This is a genomic window from Sphingomonas cavernae, assembly GCF_003590775.1.
In the GTDB taxonomy this organism is placed as follows: Bacteria; Pseudomonadota; Alphaproteobacteria; order Sphingomonadales; family Sphingomonadaceae; genus Sphingobium_A; species Sphingobium_A cavernae.
The window spans coordinates 301,922-319,336 of the sequence record NZ_QYUM01000002.1; the positions used below are offsets into that span (position 1 = coordinate 301,922).

Sequence of the window (17,415 nt, forward strand, 5' to 3'; positions counted from 1 at the left end):
TCGGGAGGTACTGACTACAATGAGGAATCGGGTCCAATATTCGACGGCGAGTCTGTTCGCGTTGATTGCAGCGCTCGGCGCTCCGCCCGCCTTCGCACAGGATGCGGCGCCGGCTGCCGAAGAGACGGCTGCGCCCCAGGAAGATACCGGCGGCATCAGCGATATCGTCGTTACCGCGCAGAAGCGCGCCGAGAACGTGCAGGACGTGCCGATCGCGATCTCCGCGGTCGACGAAGCCTATTTGAAATCGCGCGACATCAGCTCGATCGACCGGCTCGGCTCTGTCGCCCCGAACGTCAAGATCGAGCGCGCGCCTTCGAACAAGACGATCTCGCAGATCTCGATCCGCGGCTCGGTGACGATCAACCCCGCGATCACCTGGGAGCCCGCGGTCGGCCTCTATCTCGACGGTGTTTACATCGCCAAGGCGCAGGGCTCGATCTTCGACGTCGCCGATCTCGAGCGCGTCGAGGTGCTGCGCGGGCCGCAGGGCACGCTCTATGGACGCAACACGCTTGCAGGCGCGGTGAACCTCATCACCAAAAAGCCAAGCGGCGAGCTGGGCGGATCGGTCGAGGCGACCTATGGCAACTTCGATTACTGGAAGCTCAAGGGCGTCGTCGACCTCCCGAAGTTCGGCATCTTCTCGGTGAAGCTCTCGGGCCAGATCCAGAAGCGCGACGGCTTCATCGATATCGGCCCCAACCCCTATCCGCAGGCGTTTCTCGCGCGGCCCAATTCGGTCGACGAGACCAACGATATCGACGGCAAGAGCGGCATGATCCAGGTGCGCGCCGAGCCGAGCGACACCCTGACCTTCGACTATATGTTCGACTATACGCGCTACAATCAGCGCCCCGATTTCGCGCAGCTCTATCACGTCAACCGTAACGGCGATCCGCGCGACATCTTCGACCCGAATTCGCCGAGCTATCCCTTTGTCGGCCAGTTCTTCCCGCTCAACCTCTACGACCGGACCGAACGGCAATCGAGCGGCAGCATCGACGCCGACCCGCTCTACGAAAAGTCGAAGACGTGGGGCCATGCGTTGACCGCGACGCTCGAACTGGGCGACGCCACGCTCAAGTCGATCACCGCGTACCGCAAGCTCCGCTGGTCGGACAGCATCGACCTTGATGGTTCGCCGCTTCCCGTCGCGATGACCGCGCGCGACAGCCGGTATCACGCGTTCAGCCAGGAGCTCCAGCTATCGGGCACAACGCTTGACGATCGGCTGAAATACGTGGTCGGCGCCTATTATTTCAAGGACAAGGCCGAGACCGACAACCCTCAGAACTTCTTCGGCGGCGCGCAGACCTTCGTCTCCAACTATGGTTCGCACACCGAGGCCTATGCCGCCTATGGGCAGGTCGATTTCTCGGTCACCGACTCGCTCACGCTGGTCGGCGGCCTGCGCTACAATCATGAGAAGAAGGATGTCATGCGCCTGCTGCAGTTCACCGCGGCGGGCCAGCCCCAGATCACGCTGATCGACGTCCCCTATGGCGGCGTGCCCGATGCGACGTACAATGATCTGAGCCCGTCCTTCACCGTGCGCTACGAGCCCGGTGGCAACGTCGATCTCTATGCGCGCTACGCCAAGGGCTTCAAATCGGGCGGCTTCAATGGCGAGACCAATGTCGTGGTCTTGCCGACGCCCGATTGCCCGTCGGGTGCGCCCGAACTGTGCGAACCCTATCGCCCCGAAAAGGTCGACAGCTACGAAGTCGGCGTGAAAACGAGGCTGCTCGACAACACGCTGCAGCTCAACGCGGCGGCCTTCTGGGACGAGCACAAGGACATGCAGCTCGCGGTGTTCCTCGGCACCGGCTCGGCGGCGTCGATCGTCCGCAACGCGGCGGGCGCGCGCATTCGCGGCCTCGAGCTTGAGGCGATTGCGCGACCCGTCGACTGGCTGACCGTCAACACCTCGTTCGCGCTGCTCGACACCAAGTACAAGAAGTTCGTCGAGGTTCCGGGCGGCCCCGATGTGTCGGACAATCGTGCCTTCCCACACGCGCCCAAATACACCGCGTCGGCGGGCGTGGACTGGCGCGTGGTCGAGGGCGACTGGGGTCGGTTCAACCTGATCGGCGATCTCAACTTCGTCTCGTCCTACTACACCTTCCCCTATGCACTGCGCGTCGACAATCCGTCGGACCAGAACGCACGCAACACGCGCTCGCCCGGACGGACTATCGTCAACCTGCGCGGCACCTTCGCCGATCTCCCGATCGGCAATGTCAACGCCGAGCTGTCGCTGTGGGTGCGCAATTTGACCAAGGAAAAGGCGCCGCAGAACTTCATCGATTTCGGGCCAAGCTTCGGTGGCCTCACCGTCGGCTATTTCCCGGATCCCCGCACCTATGGTGTGACCCTGGGCATGCGCTTCTGACGCGCACTGCTCCTCTCTGAAACCTTGAGGGGGTGGGCGGCCAAGGCCGTTCCGCCCCCTTATTTTGTGGAGACATCAATGACGCTCGACCCGAGGCTCCAGGAGCTGCTCGACCGCGAGGAGATCCGCCAGCTCATCACCGCCTATTGCAACGCAGCCGATCGGCACGACCACAAAAGGATGCGCAGCCTCTATCATGAGGACGCGATCGACGAGCACGGCGCGATGTTCTCCGGGCCCGCGATGGAGTTCATCGACAGGCTCCCCGAGATCCAGGCCAATATGGAGATTCTCCATCACAATGTGACGACGATCAATCTGGCGATCGACGGCGACCGTGCCGAGGGCGAGGTCTATCTGCTCGCGCTCCACCGCGCGCGAATGCCCGACGGGCCGATCGACGTGCTCGTGGGCGGGCGCTATTTCGACAAGTACGAGCGGCGTGAGGGCAAATGGAAATTCCTCCACCGCGCGATCGTCGCAGACTGGGCCAATGTCCATGAACCCTCGATCATCGACCTCGACCACCCGTTCCTCGCAGGCGCGAAGATCGGAAGGCCGGGCCCCTCCGATCCGTCCTACGACTTCTTCAAGCTGCTCAGGCGCGGCGAATAAAGGCTTTACTGTCATTCCCGCGAAAGCGGGAATCCAGGAACACAAAACCTTCCGGATGGATCAGCGTTCATGGATTCCCGCTTTCGCGGGAATGACAATCAATTGAGTGAGCCCCGGCGCGCGCCGGCAGTCGCAATCAGAACTTGATCGCCAGCTCGACACCATAGCTGCGCGGATCGCCATACATCACGCCCGCAAAGCCGAGCGATCCGAAGTCGATGCCCGACAGCAGATAGTCCTCGCCCGTCAGATTCTTGCCCCAGAGCGAAACCGAAGCTTCCGATCCGCCAAGCGGTATCTCGGAAAGCGTCAGCCGCCCGCTCAGCAGCCCGACGCCGCCGTCGGCAATTTCCTCGTTGAATGGGTTGATCGGGTGCCAGTAGATCTTGCTGCGGTAGCTCCAGTCGGCGCGCGCGGTGAGCTTGCCGATATCGCCGAGCGCGGTCTCATATTGCGCGCCCACATTGGCGGTAGTTGCCGCCGAATACTGGAACTTCGCGACGTCCGAAATGTCGATTGGCAAGCCGCTGATTGGATCGACGAATATAAACGTCTTGTACTTGCGGTCGGTATAGCCGATCGACGCGTTGGCGGTGAGGCCCGTTGTGATCAGCACCTGAAGCTCGGCCTCGATACCGGTATAGGTGGCCTTGGCGGCGTTGACCGTCGTGCTCGCAGCGCCGCCCGTTCCGGCCAGGAACTGCTGCACCTGAAGATCGTCATAGATCGAATGGAAGGCGGCAAGGTTGACGCGCACCCGTCGATCGAAGAGGTCGCTCTTAAACCCGATCTCGTAGGAGGTCAGGTCCTCGGGATCAAAGCCGTTATTGTCGGCCGCGCGTGCGTTGAAGCCACCCGCCTTGTAGCCCGTGCTGGCACGGACATAGGTCATGATGTCGTCGTTCCAGTCATAGGCGATGTTGGCGAGCCAGTTCAAACGATTGAACTTCTTGCTGAGATCGCGGGGCGCCGGCGGTATTGGCGACGACTGCGTGAGATGCTTCTTGTCCTCGGTATAGCGCAGGCCACCCGTGATGCTGAGCCGGTTGTCGAGCGCGGCGGGCTTCCAGGTGAGCTGGGTGAACGCCGCCATCGAGCGCGAGGTATGGCGATAGGTGAGCCGCGTATCGACGTTGACGCCGAAGCTGTTGAGCGAGATGCCCGGCGCGATCGGGATCGGCACGGGAGAAGGCAGGACAAGCGTGAAGCCCTGAGGGTTGTCCTCGGTCGCTTCCTCACGGAAATAATAGGCGCCGACGACATAGTCGAACTCGTCGCCGATCGAGCCGATCAGGTTGAGTTCCTGCGAGATCTGGTTCTGGTGCCGCTCGTTGCTGGTGTGGAACAGATCGACCGGTCCGATGCCGAGCGGGATGAACGGGTTGGGCGGTGCGAGAATCGCGGGACTGACGAGAAAGCCGACCAGGCCGCCATTGCCGTCGATGTCCGAACTCACGATCCTGTTGTCCCACTCGCGATAGCCGGTGATCGAGCGCAACGTCGCGTCACCGATCTCGATATTCATCGTCAATGTGTGGCCCTGCACCTTGTCACGAACGTCGCCATCACGGTCCAGGCGGATCTGCGAGAGACGTTCCGACGATACGAGCGGCGCGGTGCCGCCGAACGCAGGCGAGAAATTGAGATATGCAAGGATGTCGGAACGCATCGCGCGGAGCTGGAAGGCATTGGCGCGGCCATGGCGATCGCTGAAATCATAGGAATAATCGAGCGTGAAGCCCGTGCCCTTGTCGAAACGCAGCGCCGCGCGCAGCGCATCGACATTGCGCGCACCTGGATCGCGCTTGTCCGACGGCTGGAAGACGTTGTCGACGGTGCCGTCGCGCTGGCTGTGATAATAGCCGAACTTCAACGCAACGCCCGAATCCAGGAGCTCGCCCGTGTCGAGCACGGCCTTCGCCATGAACTCGTCGAACCGGCCATAGCCCATCTGGACACTGCCACCGAAATCGTCCGATGGCTTGGCGGAAATCATGTTGACCGCGCCACCCGTGGTGTTGCGTCCGTAGAGCGTGCCCTGCGGCCCGCGCAGCACCTCGATACGCTCAAGATCCATCATGTCGAACAACGCACCCGCCGAGCGGCCGACGATCACGCCGTCGACATAGAGCCCGACCGCAGGGTCGGCGGTCAGGATCGGATCATTGTCGACGATGCCGCGGATCGCGATCGAGGGATTGGCGGTCGCCGATGGGGTTTCGCTGATGACGAGATTGGGCGCGATGCTGCCGATATCGGCGACGCTGGTGATGCCGCGCTCCCGGATCATCTCGGCATCGACGGCGCTGACGGCAAGCGGCGTATCCTGCAGGCTTTCGGCGCGCTTTTGCGCGGTGACGATGATGTCGCCAAGGCCCTCGGGCGCTGCCTCCGCGGCTTCCTGCGCATGCGCGGTGGCGGCGAGCCAGGGCGCGATCAGCGCGAAGCTTGCCAGGGTTGCACGGAAACGGACTTTCGAATGCATATGGTTCCTCCCCAAGGAACCGCCGGTTGCCGGCGTGTTCCGCATCACTAACGTCGATTTAGTGACATCATGCGCATTTTTTCGAAGAAAACAATACGCACCATGCGAGATTGTCCGCACGTGTTGCGCAAATGCACAAGCGTTTGAAAAATGGAAGGGGCGGCCGGGTCAACCGCCCCTTCCTGACCGGCTCAGATGCCGGGCTGATCCTTGGGCACGTGGACTCGCAGTCCGTCGAGCTCCTCGGTGATGTGAATCTGACAACTCAGCCGGCTGGTCGGCCGGACCTCGATATAATCGGCCAGCGCCTCGAGCATCTCGCCCTCCTCGGCGCCCGGCGGACCGACGCGGTCCGCCCAGTTCTCATCAACATAGACGTGGCAGGTGCCGCACTGACGCACGCCGCCACAGAGCGCATCAATGCCGTCGACAAGGTTACCGACCGCGAGGTGCATCACCGCCATGCCTTCGAAATTGGTACAGGTCCGCTCGCTGCCGTCGGGCTGGACATAGGTAACGCGTGCCATCAGTTCGCTGCCTCCCCATGCGCGGGGCAGCCCGCGGCCGCTGCGAGCGCGCCGATATCGGCGGGCGCACGGTCGGGAATGACGCGGCGCTTGTAGCGAACGCGGCAGGGCTGTTCGGGCCAATAGGTTCCGGCCCCCGCGATCGGGCGGGGCTCGTCGATCAATTCCATGTCGTAGCGCTGGAGCAGAATCGCCACGAGCACCTTCATTTCCATGCGCGCAAAATTAACGCCCGCGCAGCGGTGCATACCACCACCAAAGCCGATCAGGCTGTTCGACTCCACCTTTGCATCGGCACGATCGGTGTCGAAGCGCGTCGGATCATAGTCGTCGGGACGCTCGAACACCTCGCTCATCCGGTGGCTCACCGAGGGCGCAAGCAGGATCCAGTCGCCCTTGCGGACCTGATAGCCGTCACGCTCGAAATCGGCGGCGGCCTTGCGAATCATCGTGAAGGCCACGGGATGCAGCCGCTCGGTCTCGCGCAGCGCGAGGTCCATCTTCTGCATCGCAATCGCCTGTTCCCAGCTCAGATCGGCGCCCGAGGCCGAGCCGATCAGGCTGCCGATCTCGTCGCGCAGCACATCGCGATAGCCGGGGTTCTGGAGGATATCGATCATCGCCCAGCTCACCTGCCCGGCGGTGGTCTCATGCCCGGCCCAGACGAGCAGCAGGATAAGGTTGATGATGAGCTCGTCGGGGATCGGCCGGCCATCGGGATAAGTGGAGGCGACCATGTCCTGGAAGAAATCCGCAGGTTCGACGGGGTTGGCGCGGCGCTGGTCGATCCACGCCTGGAGGATACGGTGGAGCTTCTTCTTGGCGGCCTGGCTGCGGCGCATCTTCTTCGTCGGCAGCCAGAGCGGCAGCACGAACTCCATCCCGCCCGAAAAGTCGCGGAACAGATCGAAAAACTCGTGACCCAGCTTCTGCTTGAAATCGCGTCCCATGAAACTGTGCGCGGCGATGTCCATGACGACCGGCCCAAGCGTGGGGATCAGGTCGAATTCGCCCGAATCTCCCAGCCTGTGGCAGAGCGCGGTCACTTCCTCCGCCATCACGGGGACGTACTGCTTCATCGCCGATGCCTTGAAGCGGGGCATGATCACCGCGCGCTGGCGCAGATATTCCTCCATCTCGGCGAAGGAGTAGAAATCGGGGGAGAACATCTTGTGGAAAAAGGGCATCGACTCGCGGATCGACAGCAGCTTGTCGGTTTCCTGAAAGACGAAGCGGTTGTTGTCGGGCCCGAGCATGACGACCATCTTCCGCCCGCCCATGCGGAAGGAATAGATCGGTCCGCGCGTGTTATACCCATCGCGCAGCAGCTTGACGGGGTCTTTGAAAAAACTCGTCAGATGGCCCAAAAAAGGTACGCCGCCGTCAAGCGCGGGCGGCTCCATTGCAACAGCCTGCATGATCTGATCCTCTCTCCCGTGCCGGTCCCTCGGCCGGCGATGGGGCGATTATCATGCAACGGCGCGCCTTCGCCGAGCCACTTGGCGGAAAGTTGCGCAATTCACGCCTTGAAGGCGCGCTTTCTGCGACTTTCGGTGCCCAGCGAACCCTGCCCCACATCGCGCGCCACGAGCGGGAGCGGGATCGGGGTCGAGGCGATCAGCAACCCGACATTAGTCTTGACCGATGGCGGGAGCGTCGCGTCGCGCGCGATCAGGTCGCGGACTTCGCGGAACAGGCTGTGCAGACGACGCTCGAGCAGCGCGCGCGCGGCGTCCGACAGCTCGCCGATCTCGAACTGCCAGACCGAGCCCGGACCCGAGAAATCGCGTTGAAGGAATTCTTCCTTTACGCGCTGGTCGAAGAAGCGGCGCATCGGGCCTCCCTTGCGCCAGTTGATGCTGCGCGCGGTCATCAGCCGGATGGCGTTGCCGGGTAATAGCCGGATAAGACCGATGCGCTCCAGCTTCATCAACGCGGGAACGAGAAAGGACTGGTCGATACCGTAATCGGCCTCGATCCGCTCGACGGTCCAGCCGCCGAGCACGAGGTGAAAGCAGAAAAGCGCGAGCGGTTCCTCGACCAGCGCCTGTTCCTGCGCGTCGGACAGCGTATCTGGCCTGGCGGGGTGCCCCTCCTCAGCCAGCCGCGCCAGCTCGAGAAAGTTGATGCCGATCAGCTCGCAGATCTCATCGATGCGCGCGAGCGTGAAGCTCCTTTGCGCGAAGGTGCGCTTGATGCTGGCGTGGCTGACGCCGAGCGCTGTCGCGACATCGGCGTAGGTGAGCCCGCGTTCCTTCAGCGCGCGCTTCAATGCCTCGACCAGATAGATGGTCTGCGTGTGTAGCCGTTCCGCTGCCGTCACCCTGCCTGTCCCTCCACTGCGCATATCCTCATGCGAGCTGGGCAATGCCCACGCTATGCGCTTTTGCGACGATGATAGAGCCGCGCGCGCGCCGGGCAATGGGCCTGAATGTAAAATGCACCTCCTGTGATCCACGTCACGGTTTTGATTCGTCAGCCATGTTAACCGTGCCATGGTCCACGGCGCTGTGGCTTTGCGACCCGGCCAGAACGCCGTGGACCACCTGACGACTTCCTGCGCCACCCGCTCGCGAACAGGTTATGCCAATGCGTCGATCGTGCAGAAGCTGTGGCAGAGGCGCGCGTCGACGATGCGATCGGGGCATTCGGGGTCGAACCAGCGGTCGACATGCGCCCAGTGATAGGGATGCAGCATATAGGGACCGAGCAGGCCGGCCGCATCGGCATATTCCTGTTCCCAGACATGCGTCCACGCGCGTGAGCCCGAGGCGGCGTCGGTGCGGCTGAGCTGCCAGTTCCGGATCGCTGCGATGTAATGCGGCATCATCCGAGTCTCGGCCTCGAAGCGCGCGACTGCCGCGGGATCGGCGCCCTTGTCCACACTCAGCAGGAGCACGCGGTAAACGCCGTTCATAAGGTCGAGGTCGGGCGCCCCGATATAGGCAACGCTCTCGACCGAAGCGGTGGCGGGGCCGGCGAGCAGCCGCGCTGTCGCAGCCTCGAAGGCGTCGCGGGCCGGTTCGGTGTCGAACTGGACATGTGCGATCAGGTCGCCGCCATTGTGGCTGCCGGGGAGCGTCGGCGCGACCAGCGCGCGGTACGCGCCGTGCCCGACAGCGAGCGCGCGCAGCCCTTCGGCCACCGCATCGCCATGGGTGGCGTCGGCGAAGGTGACGAGCCGGGTCAGCTTATACATCGCAGAGCGCCCCGATATCGGCGGGTTCGGCGGCAAAGCTGCGGCGGCGGGAGACAGCACGTGCGTCGACCTCCGCCCACCACGCCGCGACATCGGGATCATTGCCGCCGACGGCGCGCATCCGCCACCAGGCCGCGGTGTCGCGAAGCGACCAGCGGATGGTGAGCGTGTTGGACTGATCGTCGAGCCACATCGGCGGGCTGACGAGGATCTGTTCGAGCACCATGCCGCGATCGCGTGCCCCGGGTGCGTAGCGCGCGAGATAATCGTCGAGCAGCGCCTTCGCCGCGCCAGGCCTTGCGACGATCTCGTCGATGACCTGGATCATCGCTTCACGCGTCATCGGCGATCTGGAGGACGATCTTGCCGCGGACATGACCCGCTTCGACCCGGCGATGTGCCTCAGCCGCCTCGCTCAGGGGCATGACCGTCGTCACCGCCGGGCGGATGCGGCCTTCTTCGAACAGTCGGGCGAGGCCTGCCAGATGCTCGGAAAGGCGGGAAATGCCGACCATGTTCGACGTGATCCGAACGCCTTGAGCCGCCGCGGCAGCGATCTCGCTCTCGCTTGCGCGCGAGACGAGCGTCTCGATTTCGACGAAGCTGCCGCCCGGTTTCACCAGCGCGGTTGCATTGGGAAGCAGCGTGCCGAGACCAACGGCGTCGAGGACGAGATCAACCCCTGCCTCTACCCAGTCCCGCACCGCGGCGGTAACATCCTGGTTCGCATAATCAATCTGGCGCTCGGCGCCGAGGCTCGCGACATACTCGGCATTGCGCGCGCTGCACGTGGCGGCGACACGCGCGCCGAGCGCGGCTGCGATCTGGATGGCGAGGCTGCCGACGCCGCCTGCGCCGCCGTTTATGAGCACGCACTGTCCCGGCTGCAGGACGCCGACATCGACCAGACCGCCATAGGCGGTGGTCCCCGAAACGCCGAGGCCGGACGCTTCCACCAGATCAAGCGAAGCCGGAAGCGGCGCGAGCAGCGCCGGATCGGCAAGGCAATATTCGGCATAGGAGCCATTTGCCCCCTGCCCCTGATTGGACATGCCGAAAACCTTCATCCCCGGCGCGAGATCACTGACGCCTGACCCCACCGCCTCGACAGTACCCGAAAGATCGAATCCGGGAACGAAGGGAAAGCGATAGTCGAAAAATCCCGCGAGCCTGCCTTCGCGCGCCTTCCAGTCGGCGGGGTTGACCCCGGCATAAGCCACTTTGACCAGGACCTCGCCGGGTCCGGGCACGGGCCTGGGCAGATCGGCGGGACGCAACACCTCGGGACCACCAAAACCATCGATTGCGATTGCGCGCATCTCTGGACGCTCCTTCATAAAAAAGGCCCGCCCGGATATGCCGGGCGGGCCACGAGGGAGCTATTCGGCCGCGAGCGCCTGTTGCTCGCGGAAATGGGGTATGACCTTCTCGCCGATGTTGCGGATGGTCTCCATGATCACCTCATGGGGCACCGCGCCCATCTGGAAGAGGAAGAGGATCTCGTCAGCGCCCGCGTCGAACAGGCGCTGAACGTAGCGGATGCAATCCTCGGGCCGGCCATAGGCGTCCTGCACCTCTTCATAGCCGCCGGTATGCTCGGTGCCGATCGTGATCTTTTCCTCGGAAAGATAGGCGACCACCGCCTCCTTTTCGGCCTGAAGCACCGCAGCCTGCTCATCGCCCGAGAGATCCTCGACCGTCGGCTTCGGGCCCCCCTGATACCAATAAGCAAGCGACTCGACGAAAAAGCGCTGGCCGCGCAAGCCGATACGGCGCGCCTTTTCGCGATCATCGAGAACGAGCGCGGGACAGAGTGCGGCAAGATGCTCGGTCGGGCGGAAGCCCACCTGATCCTCGGCTTTGCGGTTGGCGAAGGCTTCGCGATAGATCGCGTTTTTCTTGGCGATGTCCTCGGGGCCGGCAAAGCCGAGGACGAGCGCGCCGATACCGCGCCCGCCGGCGGTGATCAGTGCGTCGCTGCGCGTGCAGGCCATATAGAGCGGCGGATGCGGGTCCTGATAGGGCTTGGGATGGATCGGGCGGCGCGGGATCTGGATGTACTCCCCATCATGCTCGATCTCGTCCTGCACCATGATCTTGGGGATCAGGTACATGCTCTCGTCGATCATCGGCTGGAGGGCGGCGAGATCATAGCCGAAAGTGCCGGCTTCCTGCTGCGTACCGCCCTTGCCCATGCCGAAATGCACGCGGCCGTTGGAGAGGATATCGAGCGTCGCAATGCGTTCGGCCACTTTGACCGGATGGTTCATCGCGGGCGGCAGGCAGACGACGCCATGGCCGATGCCCAGCCTGGTGGTCTTGCCCGCAAGGAAGGCGAGGAAGGTCTCGGGGGCGGACATGTGCGCATACTGGGTAAGCGCAGTGTGCTCGACCGCCCAGACATTGTCGAAGCCCATTTCCTCGGCGAGCAAAGATTGCTCGATGGTCTCGTGGAAGGTGCGCGCCTCGTTTTCGCGCGAGGTGTCCACCATCTGCGCTTCGTAGATGATCGAGAATTTCATGCTCTTCGGTCCTCTCAGCCGTTCAATTGCTGCGCAGCATAGGTTCGGCCGACCTGTTCCATCCTCGTCCGTTTGGACCAATTCGTGCGGGCGGGCGGGTGCTAGTCCTTTGTGCATAATCACGAGGAGACGGGCCGGATGGGCATGTATGAGGGCAAGATTGCGCTGGTGACGGGCGGCGCTTCGGGGATCGGTGCGGCAGCGGCGCTGCGCTTCGCAGAGGAAGGCGCGGCGGTTGTCGTCGCCGACATGAACCGCGATGGCGCCGAGAAAATCGCCGGGCAGATTCGCGACAAGGGCGGACGCGCCAACGCGATTGCAGTCGATGTCTCAAGCGAGGCAGATAACGCGGCGATGGTCGCCGCCGCGGTCGACGGGTTCGGCGGGCTCGACGCGGCGTTCCTCAATGCCGGCGCCTATGCGCAGATGCCGCTTGAGGAACATGACGGCGCGACCTTTGACAAGATGGTCGCGATCAATCTGAAAGGCGCTTATCTGGGCGTCCAGGTAGTTTTGCCCGCGCTCAACCGCGGTGGCGCGGCGGTGGTGACCGCATCGACCTCGGGCGTGATCGGCTTGAGCGTCGCCGCGGCCTATAGCGCCGCCAAGCATGGCGTGATCGGGCTGGTGCGGTCAGCGTCGCAGGGCTTTGCCGCGCGCGGACTTCGTATCAACGCGATCTGCCCGGGACCCGTCGCGACCGCGATTCTGGGCGTCACCGAGCTGCCGCCGATCCAGCCCGCCGACGCGCTGCAGACCCCCGATTATGGCGGGATGCTGCTGCCGCAGCATATCGCCGAGGTTGCACTGTTCCTCGCGAGCCCGCGCTCGGGCGGGATCAACGGCCAGGCGCATATCGTCGATGCGGGCTATCTCGCCAGCTATCCGCCGATGCCCGAATGAGGGGTCAGCCGGTCTCGACGCGGATCCTGCTCAGGCGGGTGGAGGCGATGAGCCAGCGCCCCCGCGCCTTGCGGTAGCAGTCGTGATAGTGGCCAAAGCCGTGCAGCCAGCGAAAGGGGAGATTGCTCCCCTCGGCGACCCACAGCCGGTCGTCCATCGCCCAGATTGCCCTGGCTTCCCGTGCGCCGGTCAGCGTGATCTCGGGCGTGTGGCCGTGATGGACGGTGGTGACGCCCGCAAGCGTCGCCTGGACCGAAGCAATGAAGGCATCGGCGCCGTGGTTGAGCAGGCTCTCGTCCTGCGATCCGGCGGAATCGCGAAAATCCGCGACGACGTCATCGGTGAGCTGATCGCGCAGCAGGCCCCAGTCCTTTGTGTCGATCGCGCGGAAATAGCGCGCCTTGAGCTGCTTGATCTGAACGATGGCGCAGAGCGCGTCGGTGTCCGCCATGGCTCAGCGCCCCTCGACAAATGCGGCGCGGTAGCCGGCGAAGCGGCGGTCGACCTCGGCCTTGTCGAGCCCGAAATCCTCGAGCGTGTATTTGTGCGGCGCGCGGTCCTCGCGCTTGTTGGCCTCGATCCACTCGGCCATGCCCGCCCGGACCTCGGGCGTGACGGTGACGCCTGCCGCCTCGAGCACGCGCGTTCCCTCGCCGATTGGATCGGAGAGCAGATCGGCGTAGCGGACGTCGACGAAATTGCGTCCCTCGACGCGCTCGCGCACCAGCATGAAACGCGCCATCAGATCTGCAAGGCGATCGACCCAGAACTCCGCGACGCTTGCCCGGTCCACGCTGTCGGAAACCATCTGGTAGAGGCTGTGCTCCATGCTGCAATAGCTGGGGACCGTGGCCACGGGATCGCGGTGCGTCATCACGATCTTGGCGCCGGGGAAGACCTCCATGACCGCGTCGAGCGCCATGAGATGACCAGGGGTCTTGAGCACCCACCTGGCGCCCTCGCGCGACCTGTCCTGCCACTGGAGCGACTGGAGGATCTGCTTGAGGTCGCGGTAGCACTGGAAGCGGTCGTTCGCGGTCAGCCAGTGCGCGAAGCTCGGGACGTAATAGGTGCCCTCGATCATGGTGCTCGAATAGAGCTGGCCGAGAATGATCAGTTCCTCATCGGGCTGGTCGAGGCTCATCGGGTGGATCGACATCAGGTCGGGGATGTGCTCGATCATATAGTCGAGGAAGCCCTGTGCGACGGCGCGGCGCAGATGCGTCTCGCCCCGCGCCTCGCCCCGCAGGGGCGCATAATTCTGTGTCTCGAACCAGCGTGTGCCGGTCATGCCGGGGGCCGAGGCGAGCATGCGGTGGAGCATCGTGCTCCCCGTGCGCGGCAGCCCGACAACGACCGCGGCGACCTCGATCTCCTCGTCAAGAATCTCCGGATTCCGCTTCACCAGCTCGACATGCCGCAGGCGGTTGATAAGGCCGTTGACGATCATCGCGCTCGCGCTGTGAACGCCCGCTTCGCTCAACCGCGCCTCGGTATTGAGCGCGGGGATGAGCGCATCGATATTGGCAAAGAACCAGGTATCGCCGAAATCGGAAAGCCCCGTCTCGGCCCGTGCGCGTTCGACCAGCACGTCACGATCGGGTACGCGGCCAACTGCCATATCCACCAGACACCTCCACTGCATTGGGTTGCAAGCGATGCCGCTTCGCCGCGGCATTCCATTGCAGCAAAGCTAGGCGGGTGCCGGGACTCCGCGACACCCCTGAATGGAGGGGCATCGTCAAAGGAGTACCCCGGCGCAGGCCGGGGTCCAGGGTGGCCGGCCGCGGTGCTTGCGAATCCTGGACCCCGGCCTGCGCCGGGGTACTCCGCGAACGAACCAACCTTCGCGAAAAACGTCCTAGATCGACGGGCCGCCGAGTTCGGGCATTCCGGCGTGGAGCAGGTGGACGAGTTGCGACTGGCGGCGTGCGCCCGTCTTGGCGAAGATCGAGCGGAGGTGCGAGCGTGCGGTGTTGTGCGCGATCCCCAGTTTGTCCGCTGCATCGACGAGCGAAGCCCCGCCAGCGAGCGCGGCGGCAAGCATCGCCTCCATGCGGGTCAACTGGAAGAGATCGCGGATCGCCTCGGGATCGGGGCGCGCGTCCTGCCCCGGATCGCTGACGAAGAGCGCAAGCGCGGCGCCCGCGCCGCTGCGCATGAAGGCGGGCGCGGTGACGGGCTTTGCGACCGCGCCCAGATCGCGCCGACCCGAAGGGCGCTCGATGCGAAAGCGGTGCGCGGGGAGCGACGCGGGATCGGTATCGGCCTTGAGCGATCGCAGCAGCTTTTCGAGCCCGCGGTGCTCGACGATGCTGGCGAGCCGCAACCGTTCGCCCGCGCGTTCAACGCCATCCTTCTCGGCGAGCAGTCGCTCGGCAACCGCATTGGTGCGCATCACCTTGCCCTCGTGATCGAGGATGATCGCGGCGACGCCCATCTGCTCGACCATGCCGCGATAGACGCCGTGCTCGGTGCCCCAGGCCTGGAGTCGCTCGAAGAGGCGGAGCGCGTCGCGCAGATGCGGGACGACCGACTGCAGCGCGTCCTTTTCGGCACTGCCGAAATCGGCGCGACTGGCATCGCGCGTCACACGCAGCCGCGCTTCGAAGCCGCTGTCAAAATGCAGGTCGACGCCAAGGATCTGGTCGCCGCCAGCGGCCTCGAGAAAATCGCGCCAGAAGGCGCTTCCGCGCGTGTCCCCCTGGAGGAATTCAGTGAAGGATGTCACGCGCCCTTCGGGCAGGCCCTTGAAGGGATCGCTGGTGAAGAAGCTCTCGGCATAGTCCTCGGCGGTCTGCGGATCAGCGCCCGGCGTCACGATCGTGCCCGGCTTGCTCGTCCCCGGCGCGGTCAGGATCAGCGTCGCATAGGTGCCGCCCAGCCAGTTGGCGAGCGAACGCAGGAAATCCTCCCACGGCGGCTCGGCCAGCAGCCCGCCATAAAGCGCGGTCAGCAGCCGCGAAAAGTCTTCCAGTTTTCCGGTCGCGTTCACTTTTCGCCCGCCTTCAATCGGGTTCTCATCCCATAACAGCAAGGAGTTTGCCAATGCCCATCGATCCCGCGCTCGCACCACTGCTCCAGATGCTCGCCGACGTGCCACACATGAAGCCCCCCTTCGACCCGGCGGCGTTCCGCCTCGCCGACCAGCAGCCCGCGCCCTTCGTGCGCGCCGAGGTGGCCGAGGTGCGCGATCTGACGATCGGCTCGATGGCCGCGCGGCTCTATCATCCGAGGCCCGGCGAGATACTGCCGCTGCTCGTCTTCATGCATGGCGGCGGCTGGGTGTTCGGGACGCTCGATACGCATGATCCGCTGTGCCGCGCGCTCGCCTCTGCGACCGAAGTCGCGGTGCTCTCGCTCGACTATCCGCTGTCGCCCGAGCACCGCTATCCGGTGGCGCTCGATACGCTCCGCGCGGCGCTCGACACGATCGTCGCCGAAGCGGGATCGCTCGGGATCGATCCGGCGCGGCTGGCCGTGGGCGGCGACAGCGCGGGGGGCAATCTGGCCGCAGCGCTCTGCCTTTCGATACGCGATCAGGGTGGCCCCGCGATCGCGCACCAGTTGCTGCTCTACCCGGTGCTCGACAGCGATTTCGCGCGATCGTCCTGGGTCGAAAATGCGAGCGGATATATGCTGTCGAGCGAGATGATGCAGTGGTTCTGGGCGCAATATCTGGACAGCCCGGCCGACGCACCCGCGCTTGCGGCGCCGCTGCGCGCGGAAAGTCTCGCCGGACTTCCCGCCGCCACGGTCATCACCGCGGGGTTCGATCCGTTGCGCGACGAAGGGCTCGCCTATGCGGAACGGCTTAAAGCTGCCGGCGTGCCCGTCGTGGCCGAGCATTTCCCCGGCATGATCCACGGCTTTGCGAGCATGCTCGGGATGCTGCCCCAGGCCGATGTCGCGGTCGGTACCGCGGCCAGGGGCCTCAGGGCAGCGTTCGAGATCGATCAGATCCCGTACCCGCCCGCCACCGCGATCTGCTGACCGGTGACATAGGCGGCTTTCGACGAGGCGAGGAAGACAGCGGCATGGCCAATTTCTTCGGGCTGACCCCAGCGCTTGAGCGCCAGGTTCTTGTGGACCTCGGTGGTCCACGCCTCGTCGAACACGCCCTGCTTGGAGAGTTCGAGGAACATGCCGGCCTCGATCACGCCGACGAGCACGGTGTTGGCGCGGATACCATATTTGCCCTCCTCGCGCGCAAAACCCTTCACCAGCGCTTCGTTGGCGGCCTTGGGCGCGACCGAGAGGCCGTCCTTGTCGGGCCAGCGCAGATCGCCCGCCGAACCCAGATGGACGAGCGAACCGCCACCCGTCTTGCGCATGTGCGGGATCACCGCGCGCGCCGCATTGAAGAAGCCGTGGACCTCGACATCGAGTGCGCGTCGCCATTGTTCGGCGGTGGTGTCGGCGAGATGGACCTGGTCGACGAGCGGCCCTGCCCCCCAGACGAGCGTGTGGACGCGGCCATGCGTCGCGACAGCATCGGCGATGGCGGCGGCAAGAGCAGCTTCGTCGGTGACGTCGCAGTGATGGAGGCTCGCGGTTCGGCCGAGCGATTCGATGTCCTCGCGGAGCGCCTCGGCGCGCGCCTGCTTCGAGCGGTACGCGATCGCGACGTCACTGCCCGCGCGCGCAAATTCCGCGGCAACCACCGCGCCGATGCCCCCCGTCGCGCCGAATATCAGCGCCGCGCCTTCGGGAAAAAGCCGATCCTCACCCATTCGCATCCTCCTTGATTGATGCGCCTTGTATGCCGC

Annotated in this window: 16 protein-coding genes; 4 read left to right on the forward strand and 12 right to left on the reverse strand. The window is 64.5% G+C overall.

Annotation, left to right across the window (positions count from 1 at the left end; genetic code table 11):
* Positions 1 to 19 precede the first annotated feature (19 nt).
* Together D3876_RS01805 and D3876_RS01810 are read left to right on the forward strand one after the other, a co-directional pair.
* Entirely contained in the window at positions 20 to 2,395 is a 2,376-nt protein-coding gene (locus D3876_RS01805) for a TonB-dependent receptor (protein ID WP_119759406.1), read from the forward strand.
* 78 nt (positions 2,396 to 2,473) lie between these two features.
* Positions 2,474 to 3,010, forward strand: a complete 537-nt coding sequence (locus tag D3876_RS01810) for a nuclear transport factor 2 family protein (RefSeq protein WP_119759407.1) — start codon at positions 2,474 to 2,476, stop codon at positions 3,008 to 3,010.
* Positions 3,011 to 3,146: 136 nt separating this feature from the next.
* Here D3876_RS01810 and D3876_RS01815 read toward each other — a convergent pair whose 3' ends face one another.
* From D3876_RS01815 to D3876_RS01850, 8 genes are all read right to left on the reverse strand, one after another.
* Positions 3,147 to 5,495 carry a TonB-dependent receptor gene (locus D3876_RS01815; protein ID WP_119759408.1) on the reverse strand — a complete coding sequence of 783 codons (2,349 nt, stop codon included), beginning with the start codon at positions 5,493 to 5,495 and terminating at the stop codon, positions 3,147 to 3,149.
* Between the two features lie 191 nt (positions 5,496 to 5,686).
* Positions 5,687 to 6,022, reverse strand: a complete 336-nt coding sequence (locus D3876_RS01820; RefSeq protein WP_119759409.1) for a 2Fe-2S iron-sulfur cluster-binding protein — start codon at positions 6,020 to 6,022, stop codon at positions 5,687 to 5,689.
* A complete protein-coding gene (locus tag D3876_RS01825) occupies positions 6,022 to 7,440 on the reverse strand; it encodes a cytochrome P450 (protein ID WP_119759410.1) in 1,419 nt (472 codons plus the stop codon). The genes D3876_RS01820 and D3876_RS01825 overlap by 1 nt, the downstream gene beginning before the upstream one ends.
* Before the next feature lie 101 nt (positions 7,441 to 7,541).
* On the reverse strand, positions 7,542 to 8,345 hold the full coding sequence (locus D3876_RS01830) for a helix-turn-helix domain-containing protein (RefSeq protein ID WP_182911831.1): 804 nt from the start codon (positions 8,343 to 8,345) through the stop codon (positions 7,542 to 7,544).
* Positions 8,346 to 8,603: 258 nt separating this feature from the next.
* Positions 8,604 to 9,221, reverse strand: coding sequence for a Dabb family protein (locus D3876_RS01835; protein WP_119759412.1), 618 nt, complete (start codon positions 9,219 to 9,221; stop codon positions 8,604 to 8,606).
* On the reverse strand, positions 9,214 to 9,564 hold the full coding sequence (locus tag D3876_RS01840) for a hypothetical protein (protein WP_119759413.1): 351 nt from the start codon (positions 9,562 to 9,564) through the stop codon (positions 9,214 to 9,216). The genes D3876_RS01835 and D3876_RS01840 overlap by 8 nt, the downstream gene beginning before the upstream one ends.
* On the reverse strand, positions 9,554 to 10,540 hold the full coding sequence (locus D3876_RS01845; RefSeq protein WP_119760899.1) for an NADP-dependent oxidoreductase: 987 nt from the start codon (positions 10,538 to 10,540) through the stop codon (positions 9,554 to 9,556). The genes D3876_RS01840 and D3876_RS01845 overlap by 11 nt, the downstream gene beginning before the upstream one ends.
* Positions 10,541 to 10,600: 60 nt before the next feature.
* Positions 10,601 to 11,743 carry an LLM class flavin-dependent oxidoreductase gene (locus tag D3876_RS01850; RefSeq protein ID WP_119759414.1) on the reverse strand — a complete coding sequence of 381 codons (1,143 nt, stop codon included), beginning with the start codon at positions 11,741 to 11,743 and terminating at the stop codon, positions 10,601 to 10,603.
* A 138-nt stretch (positions 11,744 to 11,881) separates the two neighbouring features.
* Between D3876_RS01850 and D3876_RS01855 the strand changes: the two genes are divergently transcribed.
* Entirely contained in the window at positions 11,882 to 12,646 is a 765-nt protein-coding gene (locus D3876_RS01855) for an SDR family NAD(P)-dependent oxidoreductase (protein ID WP_238475199.1), read from the forward strand.
* Positions 12,647 to 12,650: 4 nt separating this feature from the next.
* Here D3876_RS01855 and D3876_RS01860 read toward each other — a convergent pair whose 3' ends face one another.
* The 3 genes from D3876_RS01860 to D3876_RS01870 all read right to left on the reverse strand — a co-directional run bounded on the left by D3876_RS01860 (position 12,651) and on the right by D3876_RS01870 (position 15,641).
* Complete coding sequence (locus D3876_RS01860) at positions 12,651 to 13,097, reverse strand: nuclear transport factor 2 family protein (RefSeq protein ID WP_119759415.1); 447 nt, start codon at positions 13,095 to 13,097, stop codon at positions 12,651 to 12,653.
* 3 nt (positions 13,098 to 13,100) lie between these two features.
* Positions 13,101 to 14,267 (reverse strand): sulfotransferase family protein, encoded by a 1,167-nt coding sequence (locus D3876_RS01865; protein WP_119759416.1) that lies wholly within the window; start codon positions 14,265 to 14,267, stop codon positions 13,101 to 13,103.
* 240 nt (positions 14,268 to 14,507) lie between these two features.
* Entirely contained in the window at positions 14,508 to 15,641 is a 1,134-nt protein-coding gene (locus D3876_RS01870; protein WP_119759417.1) for a helix-turn-helix transcriptional regulator, read from the reverse strand.
* 53 nt (positions 15,642 to 15,694) lie between these two features.
* On the opposite strand from D3876_RS01870, the gene D3876_RS01875 reads away from it, so the two are divergent.
* Complete coding sequence (locus D3876_RS01875) at positions 15,695 to 16,639, forward strand: alpha/beta hydrolase (protein WP_119759418.1); 945 nt, start codon at positions 15,695 to 15,697, stop codon at positions 16,637 to 16,639.
* Here the strand turns inward: D3876_RS01875 and D3876_RS01880 are convergent.
* Positions 16,603 to 17,379, reverse strand: a complete 777-nt coding sequence (locus D3876_RS01880) for an SDR family NAD(P)-dependent oxidoreductase (RefSeq protein ID WP_119759419.1) — start codon at positions 17,377 to 17,379, stop codon at positions 16,603 to 16,605. The two genes, D3876_RS01875 and D3876_RS01880, sit on opposite strands and share 37 nt — an antisense overlap.
* Positions 17,380 to 17,415: the final 36 nt, after the last annotated feature.